The 16,579-nt window shown below is 38.7% G+C and carries 18 protein-coding genes; 15 read left to right on the top strand and 3 right to left on the bottom strand.

From position 1 onward, the window contains the following. Window positions 1-177 precede the first annotated feature (177 nt). The 11 genes from ACLCDV_RS19300 to ACLCDV_RS19250 all read left to right on the top strand — a co-directional run bounded on the left by ACLCDV_RS19300 (window position 178) and on the right by ACLCDV_RS19250 (window position 11,845). Window positions 178-738 (top strand): sigma-70 family RNA polymerase sigma factor, encoded by a 561-nt coding sequence (locus ACLCDV_RS19300; RefSeq protein ID WP_317664790.1) that lies wholly within the window; start codon window positions 178-180, stop codon window positions 736-738. Between the two features lie 55 nt (window positions 739-793). After that, window positions 794-1,786 (top strand): FecR family protein, encoded by a 993-nt coding sequence (locus ACLCDV_RS19295; RefSeq protein ID WP_333574494.1) that lies wholly within the window; start codon window positions 794-796, stop codon window positions 1,784-1,786. 12 nt (window positions 1,787-1,798) lie between these two features. Next, complete coding sequence (locus tag ACLCDV_RS19290) at window positions 1,799-4,822, top strand: TonB-dependent receptor domain-containing protein (protein WP_411971998.1); 3,024 nt, start codon at window positions 1,799-1,801, stop codon at window positions 4,820-4,822. A gap of 4 nt (window positions 4,823-4,826) precedes the next feature. Beyond that, window positions 4,827-6,176: a DUF4876 domain-containing protein gene (locus ACLCDV_RS19285; RefSeq protein WP_317664794.1), complete on the top strand. Its 1,350-nt coding sequence runs from the start codon at window positions 4,827-4,829 to the stop codon at window positions 6,174-6,176. A gap of 10 nt (window positions 6,177-6,186) precedes the next feature. Further along, window positions 6,187-7,761 (top strand): DUF6850 family outer membrane beta-barrel protein, encoded by a 1,575-nt coding sequence (locus ACLCDV_RS19280; protein WP_317664796.1) that lies wholly within the window; start codon window positions 6,187-6,189, stop codon window positions 7,759-7,761. Continuing rightward, the gene (locus ACLCDV_RS19275) at window positions 7,751-8,920 is read left to right on the top strand and encodes a cytochrome-c peroxidase (protein ID WP_317664798.1); all 1,170 of its coding nucleotides are present in this window, start codon (window positions 7,751-7,753) and stop codon (window positions 8,918-8,920) included. The genes ACLCDV_RS19280 and ACLCDV_RS19275 overlap by 11 nt, the downstream gene beginning before the upstream one ends. A gap of 275 nt (window positions 8,921-9,195) precedes the next feature. Beyond that, window positions 9,196-9,630, top strand: a complete 435-nt coding sequence (locus tag ACLCDV_RS19270) for an RNA polymerase sigma factor (RefSeq protein WP_411971997.1) — start codon at window positions 9,196-9,198, stop codon at window positions 9,628-9,630. Window positions 9,631-9,656: 26 nt separating this feature from the next. Further along, window positions 9,657-9,854 (top strand): hypothetical protein, encoded by a 198-nt coding sequence (locus ACLCDV_RS19265; RefSeq protein WP_317664801.1) that lies wholly within the window; start codon window positions 9,657-9,659, stop codon window positions 9,852-9,854. Window positions 9,855-9,976: 122 nt separating this feature from the next. Further along, on the top strand, window positions 9,977-10,414 hold the full coding sequence (locus tag ACLCDV_RS19260; RefSeq protein ID WP_317664803.1) for a hypothetical protein: 438 nt from the start codon (window positions 9,977-9,979) through the stop codon (window positions 10,412-10,414). Window positions 10,415-10,569: 155 nt separating this feature from the next. Further along, window positions 10,570-11,085, top strand: coding sequence for a YegJ family protein (locus tag ACLCDV_RS19255; protein ID WP_317664805.1), 516 nt, complete (start codon window positions 10,570-10,572; stop codon window positions 11,083-11,085). Between the two features lie 403 nt (window positions 11,086-11,488). Next, window positions 11,489-11,845: a hypothetical protein gene (locus ACLCDV_RS19250; RefSeq protein ID WP_317664807.1), complete on the top strand. Its 357-nt coding sequence runs from the start codon at window positions 11,489-11,491 to the stop codon at window positions 11,843-11,845. A gap of 209 nt (window positions 11,846-12,054) precedes the next feature. Here ACLCDV_RS19250 and ACLCDV_RS19245 read toward each other — a convergent pair whose 3' ends face one another. Beyond that, window positions 12,055-12,651, bottom strand: coding sequence for a hypothetical protein (locus ACLCDV_RS19245; protein WP_317664809.1), 597 nt, complete (start codon window positions 12,649-12,651; stop codon window positions 12,055-12,057). Window positions 12,652-12,817: 166 nt separating this feature from the next. Between ACLCDV_RS19245 and ACLCDV_RS19240 the strand changes: the two genes are divergently transcribed. The 4 genes from ACLCDV_RS19240 (at window position 12,818) to ACLCDV_RS19225 (ending at window position 15,233) form a co-directional block, all read left to right on the top strand. After that, complete coding sequence (locus ACLCDV_RS19240) at window positions 12,818-13,186, top strand: hypothetical protein (protein WP_317664811.1); 369 nt, start codon at window positions 12,818-12,820, stop codon at window positions 13,184-13,186. A 22-nt stretch (window positions 13,187-13,208) separates the two neighbouring features. Continuing rightward, window positions 13,209-13,688 carry a DinB family protein gene (locus ACLCDV_RS19235; RefSeq protein ID WP_333574495.1) on the top strand — a complete coding sequence of 160 codons (480 nt, stop codon included), beginning with the start codon at window positions 13,209-13,211 and terminating at the stop codon, window positions 13,686-13,688. Between the two features lie 271 nt (window positions 13,689-13,959). After that, window positions 13,960-14,361, top strand: a complete 402-nt coding sequence (locus ACLCDV_RS19230; RefSeq protein WP_411971996.1) for a hypothetical protein — start codon at window positions 13,960-13,962, stop codon at window positions 14,359-14,361. A 320-nt stretch (window positions 14,362-14,681) separates the two neighbouring features. Next, a complete protein-coding gene (locus ACLCDV_RS19225; RefSeq protein ID WP_317664817.1) occupies window positions 14,682-15,233 on the top strand; it encodes a putative glycolipid-binding domain-containing protein in 552 nt (183 codons plus the stop codon). 32 nt (window positions 15,234-15,265) lie between these two features. Here ACLCDV_RS19225 and ACLCDV_RS19220 read toward each other — a convergent pair whose 3' ends face one another. Beyond that, entirely contained in the window at window positions 15,266-15,631 is a 366-nt protein-coding gene (locus ACLCDV_RS19220) for an SRPBCC domain-containing protein (RefSeq protein ID WP_317664819.1), read from the bottom strand. Window positions 15,632-15,675: 44 nt separating this feature from the next. Further along, window positions 15,676-16,569: a cyclase family protein gene (locus ACLCDV_RS19215; RefSeq protein ID WP_333574498.1), complete on the bottom strand. Its 894-nt coding sequence runs from the start codon at window positions 16,567-16,569 to the stop codon at window positions 15,676-15,678. Between the last annotated feature and the right edge of the window lie 10 nt (window positions 16,570-16,579).

The raw sequence follows: 16,579 nt of genomic DNA, 5'->3' as shown, positions 1-16,579 counted from the left end.
GGGATGGGACGCTAATTAATTTTCAACACTAGTAAAAATGCTGTCGGGCTTTTCACTAAAACAAGACGTTTCAAATATTAGTTTAACAGCACTACACATTTTCATTGAGAATGTGTAGTGCTGTTAATTGCTTAATATTATTTGGAATAAATCTAAATAATTATTTATTTTGCGCACTTGGATGCACTACAAACATGGAACGAGATTAAAACTGGCGATAGCGACAGTTTCTTGGCTTTATACGACTCGTTGTATACAGCGCTGTTCCGTTACGGATTGAAAATTAATGCCGACCGTGAAGTTGTAAAAGAATCAATCCATATCTTGTTTTGTGACCTATGGGAAAAGCGGGGAAATTTACCCATACTAACTACGGATCCAAAATATTATCTCTTTGTATGGCTAAAACGTCTGATCTATAAACAAGGGGCTAACCAAAATATACCACTGGAAGAACTGTTGCACACACCGATAGAAGATTCGATCGAATCGCAAAAAATAGCAATTGAAGAAACATTGGAACGAGATCAGGCTCTACGCAAAGCGATGGCTAACCTGACAAAAAAACAGCAGCGTTATATTGAGCTAAAATTTTTCCATAATAAGAGTTATGAGGAAATCGCAGAAATGGAAAATGCAGCACTGAGAACAGTTTATAACGTTGTTTATGAGGCAATAAAAAAATTAAAGAGTTCATTATCAGTGGTTGTGTTCCTTATTTTAAATTTTTCCAAATAAAAACAGGTAAAAAAATGAGTTTTTGTGCACTACTGTGTAAACACAATATCGAGGAATGGAACAACCTACTTTGGAAAAACTGATCTGTAATGAATCCTTTATCAATTATTGTCTGCAAGCGAGGCTTGAGGATATGGAATATTGGAAACAATGGGTTGAGGCAAATCCGCAGCATCGGCAGCTTGTGGAAGATGCGAAAGGATTAGTCCAACTGATGCAGATGGTTCCAAGTCAGGCCCAGGTAGCAGAAGAGCGTGTCAGACTTCAGGCCTTTATCAATAAAAATGTTACTCCAGTGCATCGTTTACGAAACTACAGATGGATTGGCTATACAGCAGCTAGCCTCTTGTTGGTATCTATGGGTTTTCTATTCTTAAAAAGACAGTTGCCGATAGCGGAAAATGCCACTCAAACTGAACTTGTTAGCCAACTTGTACCGACCGGTAAGTATATGAATGTAATTTTAAGCGATAGTACCAAAGTGAAGCTCGGCCCAAGGTCTACACTGCGATATCCAAAGCATTTCAATGGAGATAAGCGAATCGTTAGCCTCAATGGTGAAGGCTATTTTGAAGTCACTCATAACATCCATAAACCTTTTATCATCCAAACCCCTGATCTTGAAATCAAAGTTTTGGGAACTTCTTTTAATGTACACGCTTTTGAAAATGATGAGCTGTCAAAAATAGCATTGTTCACTGGAAAAGTAGAGGTATCAAAAGGAACAAAGAGGCTACTGCTAAGTCCGGGGCAGGCTATTGTTTATCATAAGGACAAAGCAACCTTTGCAGTAGAATCCTTTGATATAGCCAAAGAGAAGGAAAATATGACGGGTGTTTTGCATTTTGAGAAGGCCACTTTCAGCGAAATAGCCAAACAGCTGAACCGAAAATATGGAATCATTGTGCAGGACCGACCGGATATCGAATTGATGTATTCGGGGACCATAGGGCATGAGCCGTTGGAAATGGTGCTTGAAAAGCTTTCCTTGACAACAGGCTATCAGTTCAGTATCGAATCCAATACACTTATCGTTCGTAAAAAATAACATCATATATCTATGTTTTCTAAATCCATCAATAGAAGCGCCCTGCTTCTTGGTGTAATTCTTTCTTTCCAGGTGTTAGCTGTCGATGCACAACAACTGAAGATTGAAAGTAAAAATCAACCACTAAAGTCTATTTTGAAGCAGATCGAAGAAAAATCGGGTTACAGTTTTCTCTACGACGAGTCTCAGATCAATATGGATCGCCGCATCAATATCGAGGTAAATGGAGCGCTTCCACAGGTTTTAAATCAACTGGAACAGTTGACTTATCTTAAATTACAGATCTCGGGTAAGAATATTTTGATCAGTAAAGCTTCTCTGGGTGTTTTATCAGGTAAGGTTGTCGATGAAGCAGGAAAAGGAATACCATTGGTAACCGTGCATCTTAAAGAACTTAACCAGTATTATTTCACGGATAATAAAGGGACGTTTAGATTCCAGTTTCCGGCCCATCGGCTAAAGTCAGCAAACTTGCAGTTTTCCATGATTGGAAGGCAAGGGACTTCCATTACAACTATTTTAAATGGGACAAATAATGCCATTGCCGACATTACATTACCGACGTTGAGTGTAGGGCTAGAAGAAATAGCTGTCACTCCCCGAACAAACAGGCGGCTGGAAAGCAATAGTTCACTTTATATCAACCGCGAAGTGATCGAACAGTCGGGCGCATTAAGTATTAATGATTTATTAAGCCTTATTCCTGGACAAAAGATCGCGGCACCCTCCTTACAACAGGTCCAGCAAGCCAATTTAAGAAGCGCAACATTGGGCACAAACTCTTTTTCCAACAAAGATCCATTTGCACTCAATAATTCTTTTGGTGTAGCACTGATCATGGATGGTATCGCATTGTCTAACAACGCCAATATGCAAACCTTAAATGTGGGAATCTATGGTATGGGAAATTCTTATGTCAATGGCAAAATATCCGGACTGAGTGGGAGTGACGCCAGTATAGATAACTATACAGGTGATTATACGTTTGGCGGTACCGATCTCCGACAGATTGCCACAGACAATATCGAAAGCATAGAAATTGCTGCTGGTGTACCTTCTGTAAAGTATGGGGATATGACAAATGGTGCTATTATCATCAACCGTATTGCAGGCAAAACACCACTCAATTTTAATGTTCAACTCCGCGACAATGCAACCGTTTACGGAATTAGTAAAGGTTTTGATACCCGAAAGTTTGGGGCCTTCACTGTTGGTGGAAATTTCACGCGCTCCTTTGAAGACAACAGAGATAAGTTGAAATCCTACGACCGTCTAGGCGGAAATATCATGTGGAGTACCTTCGCAGGAAAAGAAAAAGCTTTTACCAATACGTTATCCATAGATTATGGTCGCAACATGGATAAAGTCCGGCGTGATAGCGATGATCCAACGGCTGCGGTCATGCGTTTCAAATCATATAATTTCGCTATCGGAAGCCGCGCCAATTACCGGATTGATCGAGGTTTTCTTTCTAATATCGGGTTGAACATCCGTTATAGCGAAACTTATCAGAATACGTACAAAGAACAGGACGTCAACGGTACTTATATTAACTACTCAGATGCCACAGAAACGGGAGTTCATCAAGGCCAATATGCAAGCGGAATCTATCAGGCCGTAACCAATATTGAAGGGAAACCCATCGATTTAACAGCACGTCTGGATCTCACGGGCACATTTCAGACGGGCGAACTGCTGCATCAAGTGAATTTTGGCTCATTTTTAAATTACTCAAAAAATATTGGAAAAGGACAGATTGTCGATCCATCCAGACCCCGTAATAATACCATCGCGACAAATGCTGATATTCGGAAAGAACGCTATTATGACGTCTCTCGTATTCATGGACAACGTCAGCTGGGGTTTTATGCGGAGGATATATTTACGGCGAAAATAGCGCATCGAGACCTGAACGTCCGTATTGGGACGCGGTTGGACAAATTTGAAAAGTATGTTACATTTTCACCGCGGACGAATATTAACTATGCAGTTTCTCCAGCGCTGACCGTGGGGATTGCGTATGGCTGGGCAAGTAAGGCGCCCGCATTGGCGCAATTGTATCCAGGACCGGTATTTTATGAGATTCCCTTATATCAGCATACTGCCTTTAATGGAGGAAGTGTCGATGAGGCAAATAGCCTTTACCTGATGTATGTAGATAAATTTACACCGGATAATAGCAAGCTTAAGCCTTCGTTGTCCGAGCAGCTTGAATTTTCAGCCACCTATGAATATAAAGATTTTAAATGGGGGGTGAACGTTTATCATAAAAAGAATTATAGAGATGTCGTTACCGTTAACAGTTTTGAGAAAATCCTGCTGGACAAATACGACGATAATCCAGATCCCAATGCGGAAGTTCCTTATATTATTGAGGGGACAAAACAATATAGGCTATCGCGCTTTGAATTTATGAATGCTGGCGACAAAAGAACTCAGGGGATCGAATTCATGCTATCTACCCCAAAATGGACGGCGATCGCTACCTCATTTAATATAAGGGCGGGATTGACCAAATCAACCTATAGACCCTTGCAAAACATGGCGACATTTACCAACAACACGGGCAATCCCAATCGTGCAGAATCTGCAATATATCCAACACAGCGAAGGACGACTACGGTGAGCAACGCTGCAATTACTTCAAGTACACATATACCCAAAGCTAAACTGTTGATCAATTTCACAACCGAACTTAATCTCATGAATAAAACCAATACCGATGCGTCGGACGGTATACCTATTGGCTATTATACGCAGGATGGAACTTATCATGCCCTAGCCAATTTTGATCGCGATAACGTCGATTATGCCCATACCCTAAGGCCTATAGAGGAAATCAACAATCAGAATCAGCCGGCTGTCTATACAAATTTTCACTTAAATGTATCGAAGGAAATCAGCAAACGGCTAAGCTTGGCTTTCCATGTCTATAATGTATTTAACTATCGTCCACAGTATAAACGCTCTGATAATTCCATGATCATTCCAAATGGTAAACCTACCTATGGTGCGCAACTCAGACTTAAACTATAACGCCATGAAAATCATCATTAAACTTATACTTCTGATCTTTGGTTTTAGCTATCTTATTAGCGGGTGTCAAAAAGATATCTTTGCCGATAACGGTTCCGTAGATATCTCATTGAGTACGTTTTACGAAAGTGAAACCTATGCCAGCAAATTGCCTTTGAATGATATTACGCTAAATCTCTATACCCTGAAAGGCAAACTGCTGATGACGGTGAAATCTGATGAAAATGGTGTCGTTAAGTTTCTAGATCTGGCTCCAAATAGGTATAATGTTCAGGTCGTGAAAAAATTCAGTGCGGCAGAATTTAATCAGCTAACGGGGCAGCGTGAAGACAATGAGGTTACTTTTAGTTCTGTGATACGCCAGATCGAGGTCGTAAAAGGGGCGGCGGCAACACATTGGGATCTCTCTCTCCTGACAGGTAATAGTAATCAGGAAGGCTTGGTTATCAAGCAGATTTATTACGCAGGTTCAGACGCCAATCAAGGCGCTAGTTTTAGGGATCAATTTATCGAAATCTATAATAATTCCGATGAGATTCGCTATGCAGACAGTCTCTATATAGCTGAAGCTTTTGGTGCGACAAATGCGAGTACGACCTATGTATACCAACCCAATAGTGGACAGTATGATTGGAGTAAGTCTTATCGTATGCCACAGGATATTGATGCCAACAGTGATTATGTCTACGCTCATCTGATTATCCAGCTTCCGGGCAGAGGAAAAGACTATCCGATTCTGCCGGGCGAGAGTATTGTTGTTGCCTCAACAGCAGCCAATCATCAGTCGCCCTATGTAGGAGCCGACGGGGTAGCAATCTCTGTAAAGAATCCGGGCCTCACGATTGATCTCAGCAAGGCAGACTTTGAAGCTTACTATGTGCCCTATCTTGGAAGTACTAAACCTCTGGCATCTGACATCGATAATCCAAATGTCCCCAATATACGCCTGATCAACCGGGGGAATGGTGCTGACATGATTATGAACCAAGCGGGTCAACGCAGCTGGATCATTTTCCGTGATCAGAACATGGGGCCAGTAATCAATTGGAAGGGCTATATGCCGCCATATGCCGATGGAAGGGAAAATTTGGGAACAGATTACCTTCAGATTCCAGTAGCTAATATTTTGGATGGCGTGGAAATTCAGTCCTCAACCTCAACACAATATCCGAAACGATTTACGGCAAAAATCGATGCTGGATCTATCGCTGTAGACGGAGGTGCGCGTTCCTCAAATTCAGTTATTCGGAAAACAAAAGAGATCATCAATGGAAGAAGAATATTGGAAGATTCTAATAACTCAAGTGATGATTTTGTGTCAATGAAGGCAAATCCAAAGGGATTTATTGATTAAGCGAAGAGAAATGAAAAATTATATTCAAGTTACCTTATGCCTATTTGTTGGGGTGTTGTCCCAGCTTCCGGCCAAAGCGATAGCACGACAAGATACCATATCCTATATTCAATATATTGATCAAGATAGCATGCAATTGCGCTTACGGCAGTTTGCTATCGATAACCCGATGTGGCTGGAAAAGAAGGTGCCGCAGCGTTACAGTTTGATTAGTATGGGATACAATTCCACCTCGGGCGATTATCACCGTGCCCAGGACGCACAGCGGGTAAATATGCTGAATTTTAGTTCGGAGGGAGCTGTTACTATTAAAGATGTACGCTTGTGGGGGCGTTTCAATTATACGAGATCTGTCGAAGATAGTACGAGGTTTGCCCATCAGACCAGAGAAAACACCTCTTCCCCCTGGTATTTTGGCTCCTATGGCTACAATCATTATGAACGAACGACCTATCGTATCCAGACACGGGGACAGCGTTATTTTGCAGATAGAAAATATGCTGTCTTTGGTGGATTCGATTACCAGGTAGCAAATCATTTTAGCAATAATGATCCGAGAGGTAGCATACGCGTAGCGCAACTTAACGGTACGCTCGGCGGTAGTATGCGTATCGTCAAAAACGTCGATATTGGTCTCGAAGGGAAGTATGGTTATGGGCAGGAGGACTTTGAAATCGCTTATAAAAATGGAAATTCGGCCACAAGCGCTGTGGAATCGCCCTACATGAACTATATTATCAGAGGATACGGATGGAAGGTGAGTGACTGGCTACTGGAGCAGAAGATGTTCTATCAGAACGACATGAAGCGCTTTGGTGGTAAATTTTACTCCTCATTGAATTCTTCAATAGGGGATTTTTATGGCAATGTAGCTTATCTACGTGAGGAACAGAAATATCGACAAACGCTGCGTAACGAGTCTCGCATCAATGAACTCAGTCAGTATAATTTAAACCGACTAGATTACAATTTGGTGTGGCAGCTGTCATCAGGAAATCAGACTTATATGGCATCACTTGATTGGTCCAGTACACGTGGAAAGGACCAGGTAACAGAAAGTGGAAATGCACAGAATTATGTTTATCAGAATGATAATGGAGCATTGAATTTAGCTTATATGCTAGCGAAGAAAAAGTGGCGACACTATTACGGGGGTAAAATTGGTTTATTGAATGAAATCAGAAGGGATGGCGGCACTGGCACAAGTCTGGACTATGAGCATTTAAACTATCAACTCAATGGAGCGTGGACCTATATCACCGCTGCGAATCAAGAAATAGAATTTGGTCTCACAGGTTCTCTTCGCCAAAATATAGGAACATCCTGGTCGCTACCGCTAATCAATGAAAACGTATTCCATCAATATGTCTTTTATCATGATGTCCTTTATAATCGTGCAAATTTATATGGGGGTAAAGTAAAATTGGGTTTCAAACAGCGCTTAAAAAAGGGAAATTTCATTCATTTGATTGCAGACTATAATTATCAAAAAGCGGCATGTTTATCTGATCTGAATCGCGAGAATCTTGCCCCTATAGGGACCACCCGGAAACAAGTGAATTTAATGATAGCATATGGATTTTAGGAAGTGGACTTTGATGAAGAAGAATACACTGATTGTTATCGCAATCTTTATTGCACCTTTGTTGATTTCGGCATTTGCAAATCGTGCCGACGAGCAGGTAGATCTACAGGAACTGCGCGAACGCTACAGTAGTGGACGTCAGGAACTATGGCCACAGCCACATATTGACTCAGCTGTGAGACCTGGTTTTATGGATATCGGTGTATTGCCCCAGGTAAGCTATCCGGTGGATAATCCATATAGCAAGGAAAAATCGCTGCTCGGAAAGTTGTTGTTTTTTGACCCCAGACTTTCAGCATCAAAGCAAATCTCTTGCGCAAGCTGTCATGATCCGCAATTGGGATTTGGAGATGGAAAAAGCCTCGCGCACGGACATGGAAGGCGTGAGGGAAAAAGAAATGCGATGACGTTGTACAATGTCGCATTTTATAAGTCTTTAATGTGGGACGGCCGTGCTAAGAGCCTGGAAGATCAGGTCTTGCTACCGACACAAGACCATTTGGAAATGAATACACCGTTGGATACTTTAATAGCACATGTAAAAGCTGTGCGCGGCTATGCGAAATACTTCGAACAAGCTTTTGGGGATAAACAGATTACCTTGCTTCGAATACAACAGGCGCTCGCTACCTTTGAACGTGGTATTGTGAGCTATCCAACAAAATTTGATCGATTTGTACAGGGGCAGGCCGATGCATTGAACGATGAGGAACTCACCGGGCTACATTTGTTTCGCACCAAAGCACGTTGTATAAATTGCCACAATACACCTTTGTTCTCTGACAATCTATTTCATAATGATGGACAGACACTGTACGGAACCAAACAGCAGGATTTTGGCCACTACCAGCTCACCGGAGATCAGAAAGATATTGGCGCATTCCGTACACCATCGCTTCGAAATACAGGTCTGACAGGTCCCTGGATGCATCACGGCAACTTTCCAACCTTGCGTGATGTGGTCGAACTCTATAATCTTGGTAATCCAGCACCAATACAAAAGCATGTAAAAATTGATGAAAAGACAAGACCTATACATTCACCGCTGTTAAAGAGATTGAATTTATCGAGACAGGAAGTCGATGCGGTCATAGCTTTTTTACAGGCTATAAGTACACCGACACAACGTCGGATTGCTATGCCACAACTTCCTGAATAAGGAAAGCTATATCTTGTTAGCGAATCAAATTCCAGGCTGATTTTTAGTTGATTTTTTTCTTTTACGCCTTGCCAGGGATGGAATTGCAGCTGTAATTATTACTTTAAAGCAGCTGGAAAAGGCTTTATTTTCATGCTTAGAATCGCATTGGGGCCAGGAATATTCGCTTTTCGGCAGTAGAATTATTCGATCTTCTGTTCATAGAAAAAAAATGGTAGATTTGAATGTAAATTTTATCTACTTAAACTGAAAAGCAAAAAGTCGCGCATTAATCGATGAACTCCGATCAACAGATTTGGCAAATGTTTCAAGTTGGGCATGAACCGTCGTTCAAAATACTTTTTGAACGATACAACCAACTGTTGTTCAATTATGGGTTTAAGTTTACACAAGATGAGGTGATTATCGAGGATAGTATTCAAGAGTTATTTGTTAAATTATGGTGCAACAGAGAGAACTTAAGTACAGATGTTGCGGTCAAAAACTACCTATATAAGGCTTTCCGTCGTACGTTGGTAAAGAAAATCGAGCAATCACTTCGGCGGACAGAAGTGACCAATTCTTCCGTTGATTATTTGCCATTTACCATTGAGCTTCCACATGATCTTACTATAATCCGTCGGGAACGTGCTATGAAGATTCGGGATAGACTCGATCAAGAGCTGCAACAGATGACCGCTCGTCAGCGCGAAATTATTCATCTACTCTAGTCGATGTAGTGTTTATTGATGCTCTTATGGATACTTGCATATTTGTTTTTGACGAAGATGTTTCTGGGGAATTTAGCACAATTGATCTGTTGTATCGAGGTCGGTTTGAAAATGGCAATGAGCTAGCTGAGTTTGATGGTTCTGGACGATCTTTGTACTATATAAGTTTTTATAGCGGGCTAGAATTAGAGGTATTTGCGAAAGCATTAGTAGTTGAATTATAGAATAGATTTTAATAGAAGTATTATATCTCGATTTTGAAGCAAGATAATAGAAGTGATTAGATTGATTTTCGCGGACATTCATTTTCCGAATTTTTAGACAACCTATATTATCAAACAGGACGATGAAAAAGATTCTTTTGTTTATCATACTGATATTTTTTCTTAGCGGTTGCTTTCAAAAGCCTGCCCTTGACAAATCACGAATTGACTATAGAATAGGAAATAGTTTTATTCGACTTTATATTGATCATTCAGGCCACGCTACCGCTCAATCCGGACGGTTAATTGAAAAGGGTGATAATAGCATTGTCATAGATCGTATTTTAGATAGCACAAAGTTTACTGTTAAAGCTGGTGGTGAATTTATAAGTAGGTTGAGAAAAATTAATAATCCTGTAGTTGAAGGCGGGAATGGTTACAGTCGAACCCAAATATTTCTCGGTGACTCTTTGTGTTATGATACTAAGGTATATAGTTCGAATTTTTGGAAATTATATTCTATCATTTCTGAAGACATACCCAATGAATTTAATCCATTTAAAACACATCAATTTGATTAGTTTTTTCAATTAGACTATTGGTATGAATGATCTAATTAGTAAAAATGCAAATTAAAATAATGTTTCCTGTACCGTATTTTTTAGAATGGATCGATTTGTTTATATTTCCTTATTTAAATGGCCGAGTAAAAATTGTGTATGCAAAATATTAAAAGATGAGATCAAAAATTTTTAGACCTATTTTATTTGTTGTTGTCAGTAGTACGCTGTTGCTGGCATGCCAGTCACCGTCCATAAAAGATAAAATTGAAAATGATGATGTTATTGGTTTCCGCTCTGATGATGAGGCAATGAACGCAGCCATAGTAAAGGCGAAAAACTCACTCAATCTGTTTTTACAGGCTGTTGAAAAACCGCAAGAAGGGTATGAAGCATTTGCACTTAAAATTGCATATGATACTCCTGATAAAAGTTTCGAGCATATTTGGGTCGGCGATATCACCTATCAAAATGGTCAATTCACTGGCATTGTCTCTAACAGTCCGGTCTCTACGAAAGAGGTCGCTCTTGGCGATACCGTAGTGATTGATAACCAAAAAATATCAGATTGGATGTATTTAGAGAAGGGAGTATTACGAGGAGGTTATACGATCCGTGCCATGCGTGATCAACTGTCAGGATCAGAAAAGGAAGAATTTAATAAATCGATCGATTTTGTTATAGAAGACTAGGTTTTTTTTACAACATAACAATAAGGTCCCATACTGTGCAGAAGCATACATATAGCAGATATATGAAGTGAAAATGACTGTTTTTTTTGTTAAGTTAGCTTCTATGAGATTTTATGAAAAGAGGAATCCTACAAGTGTTAATGGGTAAGTCCAGTTTTTTTAAGTATTGCTTTTCTTGCATCCTTTATTGCCTGCTTGCCTTATTGCTTGTTAGCTTTATGGGAGGTATAATTGCCATTATGTTAATTTGTTCGTAGTAAGAAAGAAAATTCAGACTTTCGATTGCCGTCATATGAAATATCTTTCGTTAATTATTGAATTAAAAAAGATAAAGAACTTCGTGAATAAATTTTGATGCTCTCGCTACAACTCAATAATTGAAGTATGCACTTGAAATATATAAATGATACCAAAAAAAGAAACAATCGCAACACTCAGTAAGAAGTTATCGTTGCCTTATACAGGTACGGAGCAGGACTGGGATATTGAGATGGCAGACTCCAATCGCATCAATGAATTTATCGAGTGGTATCATCAATATGAATTACCTTTTGAGGAAAAAGTGGCATTAATGTCTCTGATCATTGCATCTTATGATGATTTTCTAAATGAGAATAATGTAGAGATAGATTACAGATGGGTTATCATTAAGGCGATGTTAGCAAAGGATAGAATACACTTTGTGGGGTTGATAAATTATTGGTCACTGCGTAATCAAACGGATATTTTCAGGATAACACCTCTTATGAGGACTGTATAATGTGAATAGCTAGAAATATCCCATCTGGGTAGTTGGTTGTCAGCTAAATCAGGATGACATCATTCATCCAGTTCTAAGAATGTCGGTAAATCTGATGTGATGCTAAGTGAGATTTCGGTACTAGTTGGCCAAATATGATCCGAATATTCATGCTTGAAGCTTCTCATTAAACGATCAAATAGACTAAGAATTTGTTCTCTTGATTTCATTTATTTAAATTTCCTTAATTCTTCCAGCAATTTATTCTGCCTGGTAATGAAAGTATTCAGGCTATCCATTTTTAGGGGATGTGCATTTTGATACTTTTCAATTTCAGGTAGCGTTTTTCTGATCTTAAAAGCAGTGTACATGCTAACCAGCTTTTCAGTATTTTTAGTTATTTGACTGATATGATCTGTTATATTTTTTACTTTAAGATCGTATCGATCAGCACTGGCGCTAATTTCTTTTTGTACCTGTTGTTTTACAAGTGAATCTGTAATGGCCTTCGTTTGATCATCGGCATCCTGGTAATAAGATTTAGTGGTGTTCAGTACATTGTTATATACCGCTAAAACTTCTTCTGTTTCCTCCAATGTCTTCACAATCCTGGAATTGAGTGCTGTAAGATTTTTATCATCTTTAATTAATTCGGAATAGATATTGTTTACAGTTATGTTATTTCCACGATAACTTTTAAAAGAACCTGAAACAGCAGATTCAGCATTGTCCACCGCATTTTCTACAAGAGGTAAATTTTGTTGCTTATTTTCTTGGCAGGAAAGGATAGACAGAGCCAGTGTGGAAGCGAAAAGGACATTTTTCATAATAGTTTTGCTAAATGGCGTAATATTGTAACCATCCTATATGTCTTCATAATTAAATATACACATTTAACTCACATTTTACCAATTATCTTTAACTTGCCGAATGTCTTATCGCGCTAGTGGGGAGCAGGCTTAGAATAAAGATTATAAATATGCCATTTTAATAATGATGAAAGACCAAGATTTGTTTATTAAAGAGTTGATTCAATTGTTTCCGAGTTTGAAAGAAGAGTTTTTAGACGAAGATTGCAGGGCTTCTATTACCTTTCAAATGGGCCGATTTAAACGATTTATACAGCAAGCGATAGCTAAAAATGACGGGGATAAGTTTGATGTTATGGTGGATTTTTTAACCAAGAATTTGCCTTTAGTTGATAAACGGGTTCAAAATGCCATTTATCTAAGTTTTTTGCGTAAATTGGATTTTTCCGAAAATCCTGATTTAAAAAAACGCTTAGGACAGCATTTAGGTAAGGCCTATACTGATATAGAGAATTACAATAATTCTCCAAGAAACAATCGCGGCACCGAGTAAAAAGTCAAATATGCAAGATTCAATGATGATAAAAGACGCGCTTTGGAGCCAGTTTGGAGCTAGTTTAGACATGCTCGAAAACGCAATCCATATGTGTCCCGATGAACATTGGGACACCGCATTAGATTTTTGGTACCTGTCTTTCCACAGTCTCTTTTGGACAGATTATTATTTATCGGTAGAACCCAATAAATTTGAGCCACCAAAACCGTTTACTTTTTCAGAATTTGATCCGACGGGCAAAAAACCGGACCGGACATATACCAGGTCGGAAATTCTTGCGTATTTGGAGCACTGTAGACAGAAAGCTAGAAAGCATATAGAAGAACTCACACCGAGCAGAATGAATGCCCGTTGGATCAACGAATCTAAAAACTTTTCTCTCCTTGAGATTCTATTGTATAATATGCGGCATATTCAGCATCATGTTGCACAATTGAATTTATACCTTAGACAGACTATTGATCGTGCTCCGAAATGGGTATCTCAGGTGAAAAAATAAACTAGTGCTAAGGCCGAGTCGAGACGCTTTTTTTAAACGCCTGTCTCTACAACAATGTCGCAGAAGACAAACCTACTATTCGTTATCACTAAAAAAAATGACCAAATGAAATTATAGACCTGCTTTTGATGATGGGATATGTATTGATTAGGATCAAGTTGTCTTGTAAAATGTATTTACATGGACAAGATCAAGATTTTAAGTACTACTGTAGCAGATTATCAAATTCACTCGTATTGTTGATGTATCAATAATAAATAACCAAGAAGTTATGAAAAGAAATTACAGAATCTTATTTCCAGCCATCATTATTGTCGTTCTTAGCTCTTGCAAAAAAGATGAAAAGATAGCCATTGATAACCTTATCGGTAAATGGACCGTGGCAAATGATGATTCTAAAATTGCCGTAGATGGTTCCGTTACATACAAATTCAACTCAGATATGACCTGTATTAAGAATATCTACGATGCGCTTTCAAATCGAGATACCACTATTTACAGAACCTATGTATTAAGTAATGATAAGACTTTGGTGACGCTCTACGATGAACGCAAGATATATACAGAACAGTATCTGATAAAAAAATTGAATACGAAGGAAATGAAATGGGAGAACGCTTCCCCAAATGACGGTAACGAGAATAAGAGGTTAGTTCGATCTAACGATCAATAGATTTCATTAACTTTTCAGATGAATGCGGGGCAGGAATCAAGAAGATAATGGCAAATATGGGCATCGGATCTTCAGTCGCAATCATGACAATACGAATGGATATATAATTAAATAAAAGTAAATTTTATCTTAAAGGCCGGTATTTATATAACATTCACCTTTTATTTAGATTTGAGAAATAACTGGTACAATAACTGCTTAATTACATAAATGACTTTTAGAACCGGTTCGCAACGGTATTGGGAAAGGGAATCAATCTCAAAAAATCATTCAAAGAAATGTTCAGAAATAAGACCGCAAACTGTAATTCATAGATCGAAATGAGAAAGATTATCTGGAGAGGCTTGGTTTATAAATCCTGGGAAGATTGCACGATAGAACTGAAAAATGATGCCTATTATGTAAAATCGTCTATCATTGGCAACTATTTGAACCGTATTTATAATGTAGATTATGTTTTAAAAATAGACAGAAATTGGTGCATACAGGAATTTGAAATAAAAACAGAAATTGAAGGGCACAAAAATTTAATTATCGGGACAAACGCTGCAGGTTTATGGTCGATCAATGGAATTCCTAGACCGGAGTTCAATGAATTTCTCTTTATCGATATTTCGGTTACACCTTTTACAAATACATTGCCAATCAATAATCTGTTACTGGATATAGGGCAATCAAAGTCTATTGATGTCATATACATCAACATTCTTGAAAATGAAATAAAGCCAGTCAAACAGCTTTATTGCAGAAAAAAGAAGGATGAATATCTGTACGATAATCTTGATACCGTATTTTCCTCGTCGATCACAGTCGATCAGAAAGGCATTGTAAAGAGCTATCCCGGTCTATTTGAATTAGTTTTGGAAGATTAGGGAAGATAAAACAATCCCTATTCATATGGGATTTAAGAGTCAAGTAATAGCTTCAGATCTTCAATCACTTTTGACCAATATGCTCTCGTCACTTCACGTTGGCTTTCATTCTTTAATTTATCAACATGAAATGAAATTGTTGTTTTATCTTGATTTTTCGAAGGAATAAATCTGATCTGTAAATTGGCTTCTTCTGTGAAATCTTTGTGCCTCCACTTTGTCCGGATATGGGAATATTTATTAAAAGTTGAAAAACCCTGGTCTACACCTTCAGACCAATAACTTAATCCCCTGTCTGAAAAAAAGACATTCCACAGTGTTTCCAGGTTTGCTGGCAAAGTTTTTCTGATTCCGAACTGCCAACCTGCATCTTTTGTTAATCCTACGTTATTTTTCATGTAATTGTGTTTCTTGTTAAAGGTGATTTCGTATTTGAATTTAATTATTTCTTTTCAATAGAAGCAAATGCCCTGACCGGAAAAGTCCCCACACCTTTAAATTTTGGTGGAGCGGCTGTAAACGTAAAATTCTCAGCAGGTAATTTATTCAAATTGCAGAGATGTTCAACGATTAAAATCCCGGCACCCAATAGCACCGTATGGACAGGTCTTGTTCTGCCATCCGTGTCATCTATATTATGGGAATCAATACCTACAAGTTTAACTTTACAGTCCCGGAGATACATTGCCGCCTGTTCGGTAAGAAACGGATGGTTTTGATAATATAGCTCCGTATTCCAATGTTTATCCCAGCCGGTCTGTATTAATACAGCCTTATTCCTGATTTCTCTATTTTTAAGATGATCTTCTGTAATTTTCAGGGTTTCTGTAAATGGTATATGGATCATCACAGCATCCAGCTGCGCAAAATCTTTTAATACTGTTTGAGCTGTGTCTTTGCCATCCGCAAATCTATGAAATGGACAATCGATATAAGTTCCGGTGTTAGTGACCATCTCTATTTTTCCAATCTGAAAAGATGTATCGCTATCATAGTTCTGTTTTGATTGTTCCCTGGAGAGATAGTCGCAAATAATCGGTGCGGGTAGCCCCTTGTAAGTAATCAGGCCATCCTCTATTGTATGACTTAAATCTATTAAGAAATCTTCCGCCACACTTTCATCAATTGGTTTACGTTTATGGGGCTCAATGAGGATTTCTTTGTTAAGGATATTAACTTTTCCTACCATGAGCAACTGCATATCTTCAACGATGTAGTCCGCCAGGGCACTGTCAATGATATCGTCTCCAGATATATCTAATCTGAAATCTTCCCCTTTGATACTACCGCCGTTCGTAAAGAATATCTCGAAGTCAAATTTTACTCTTTTTTCCATAAATGATTTC

The organism is Sphingobacterium sp. Lzh-3, from assembly GCF_046764375.1.
GTDB lineage: Bacteria > Bacteroidota > Bacteroidia > Sphingobacteriales > Sphingobacteriaceae > Sphingobacterium.
Note: the sequence above shows the minus strand (reverse complement) of the source record. Positions and strands in the feature narration are given on the sequence as shown.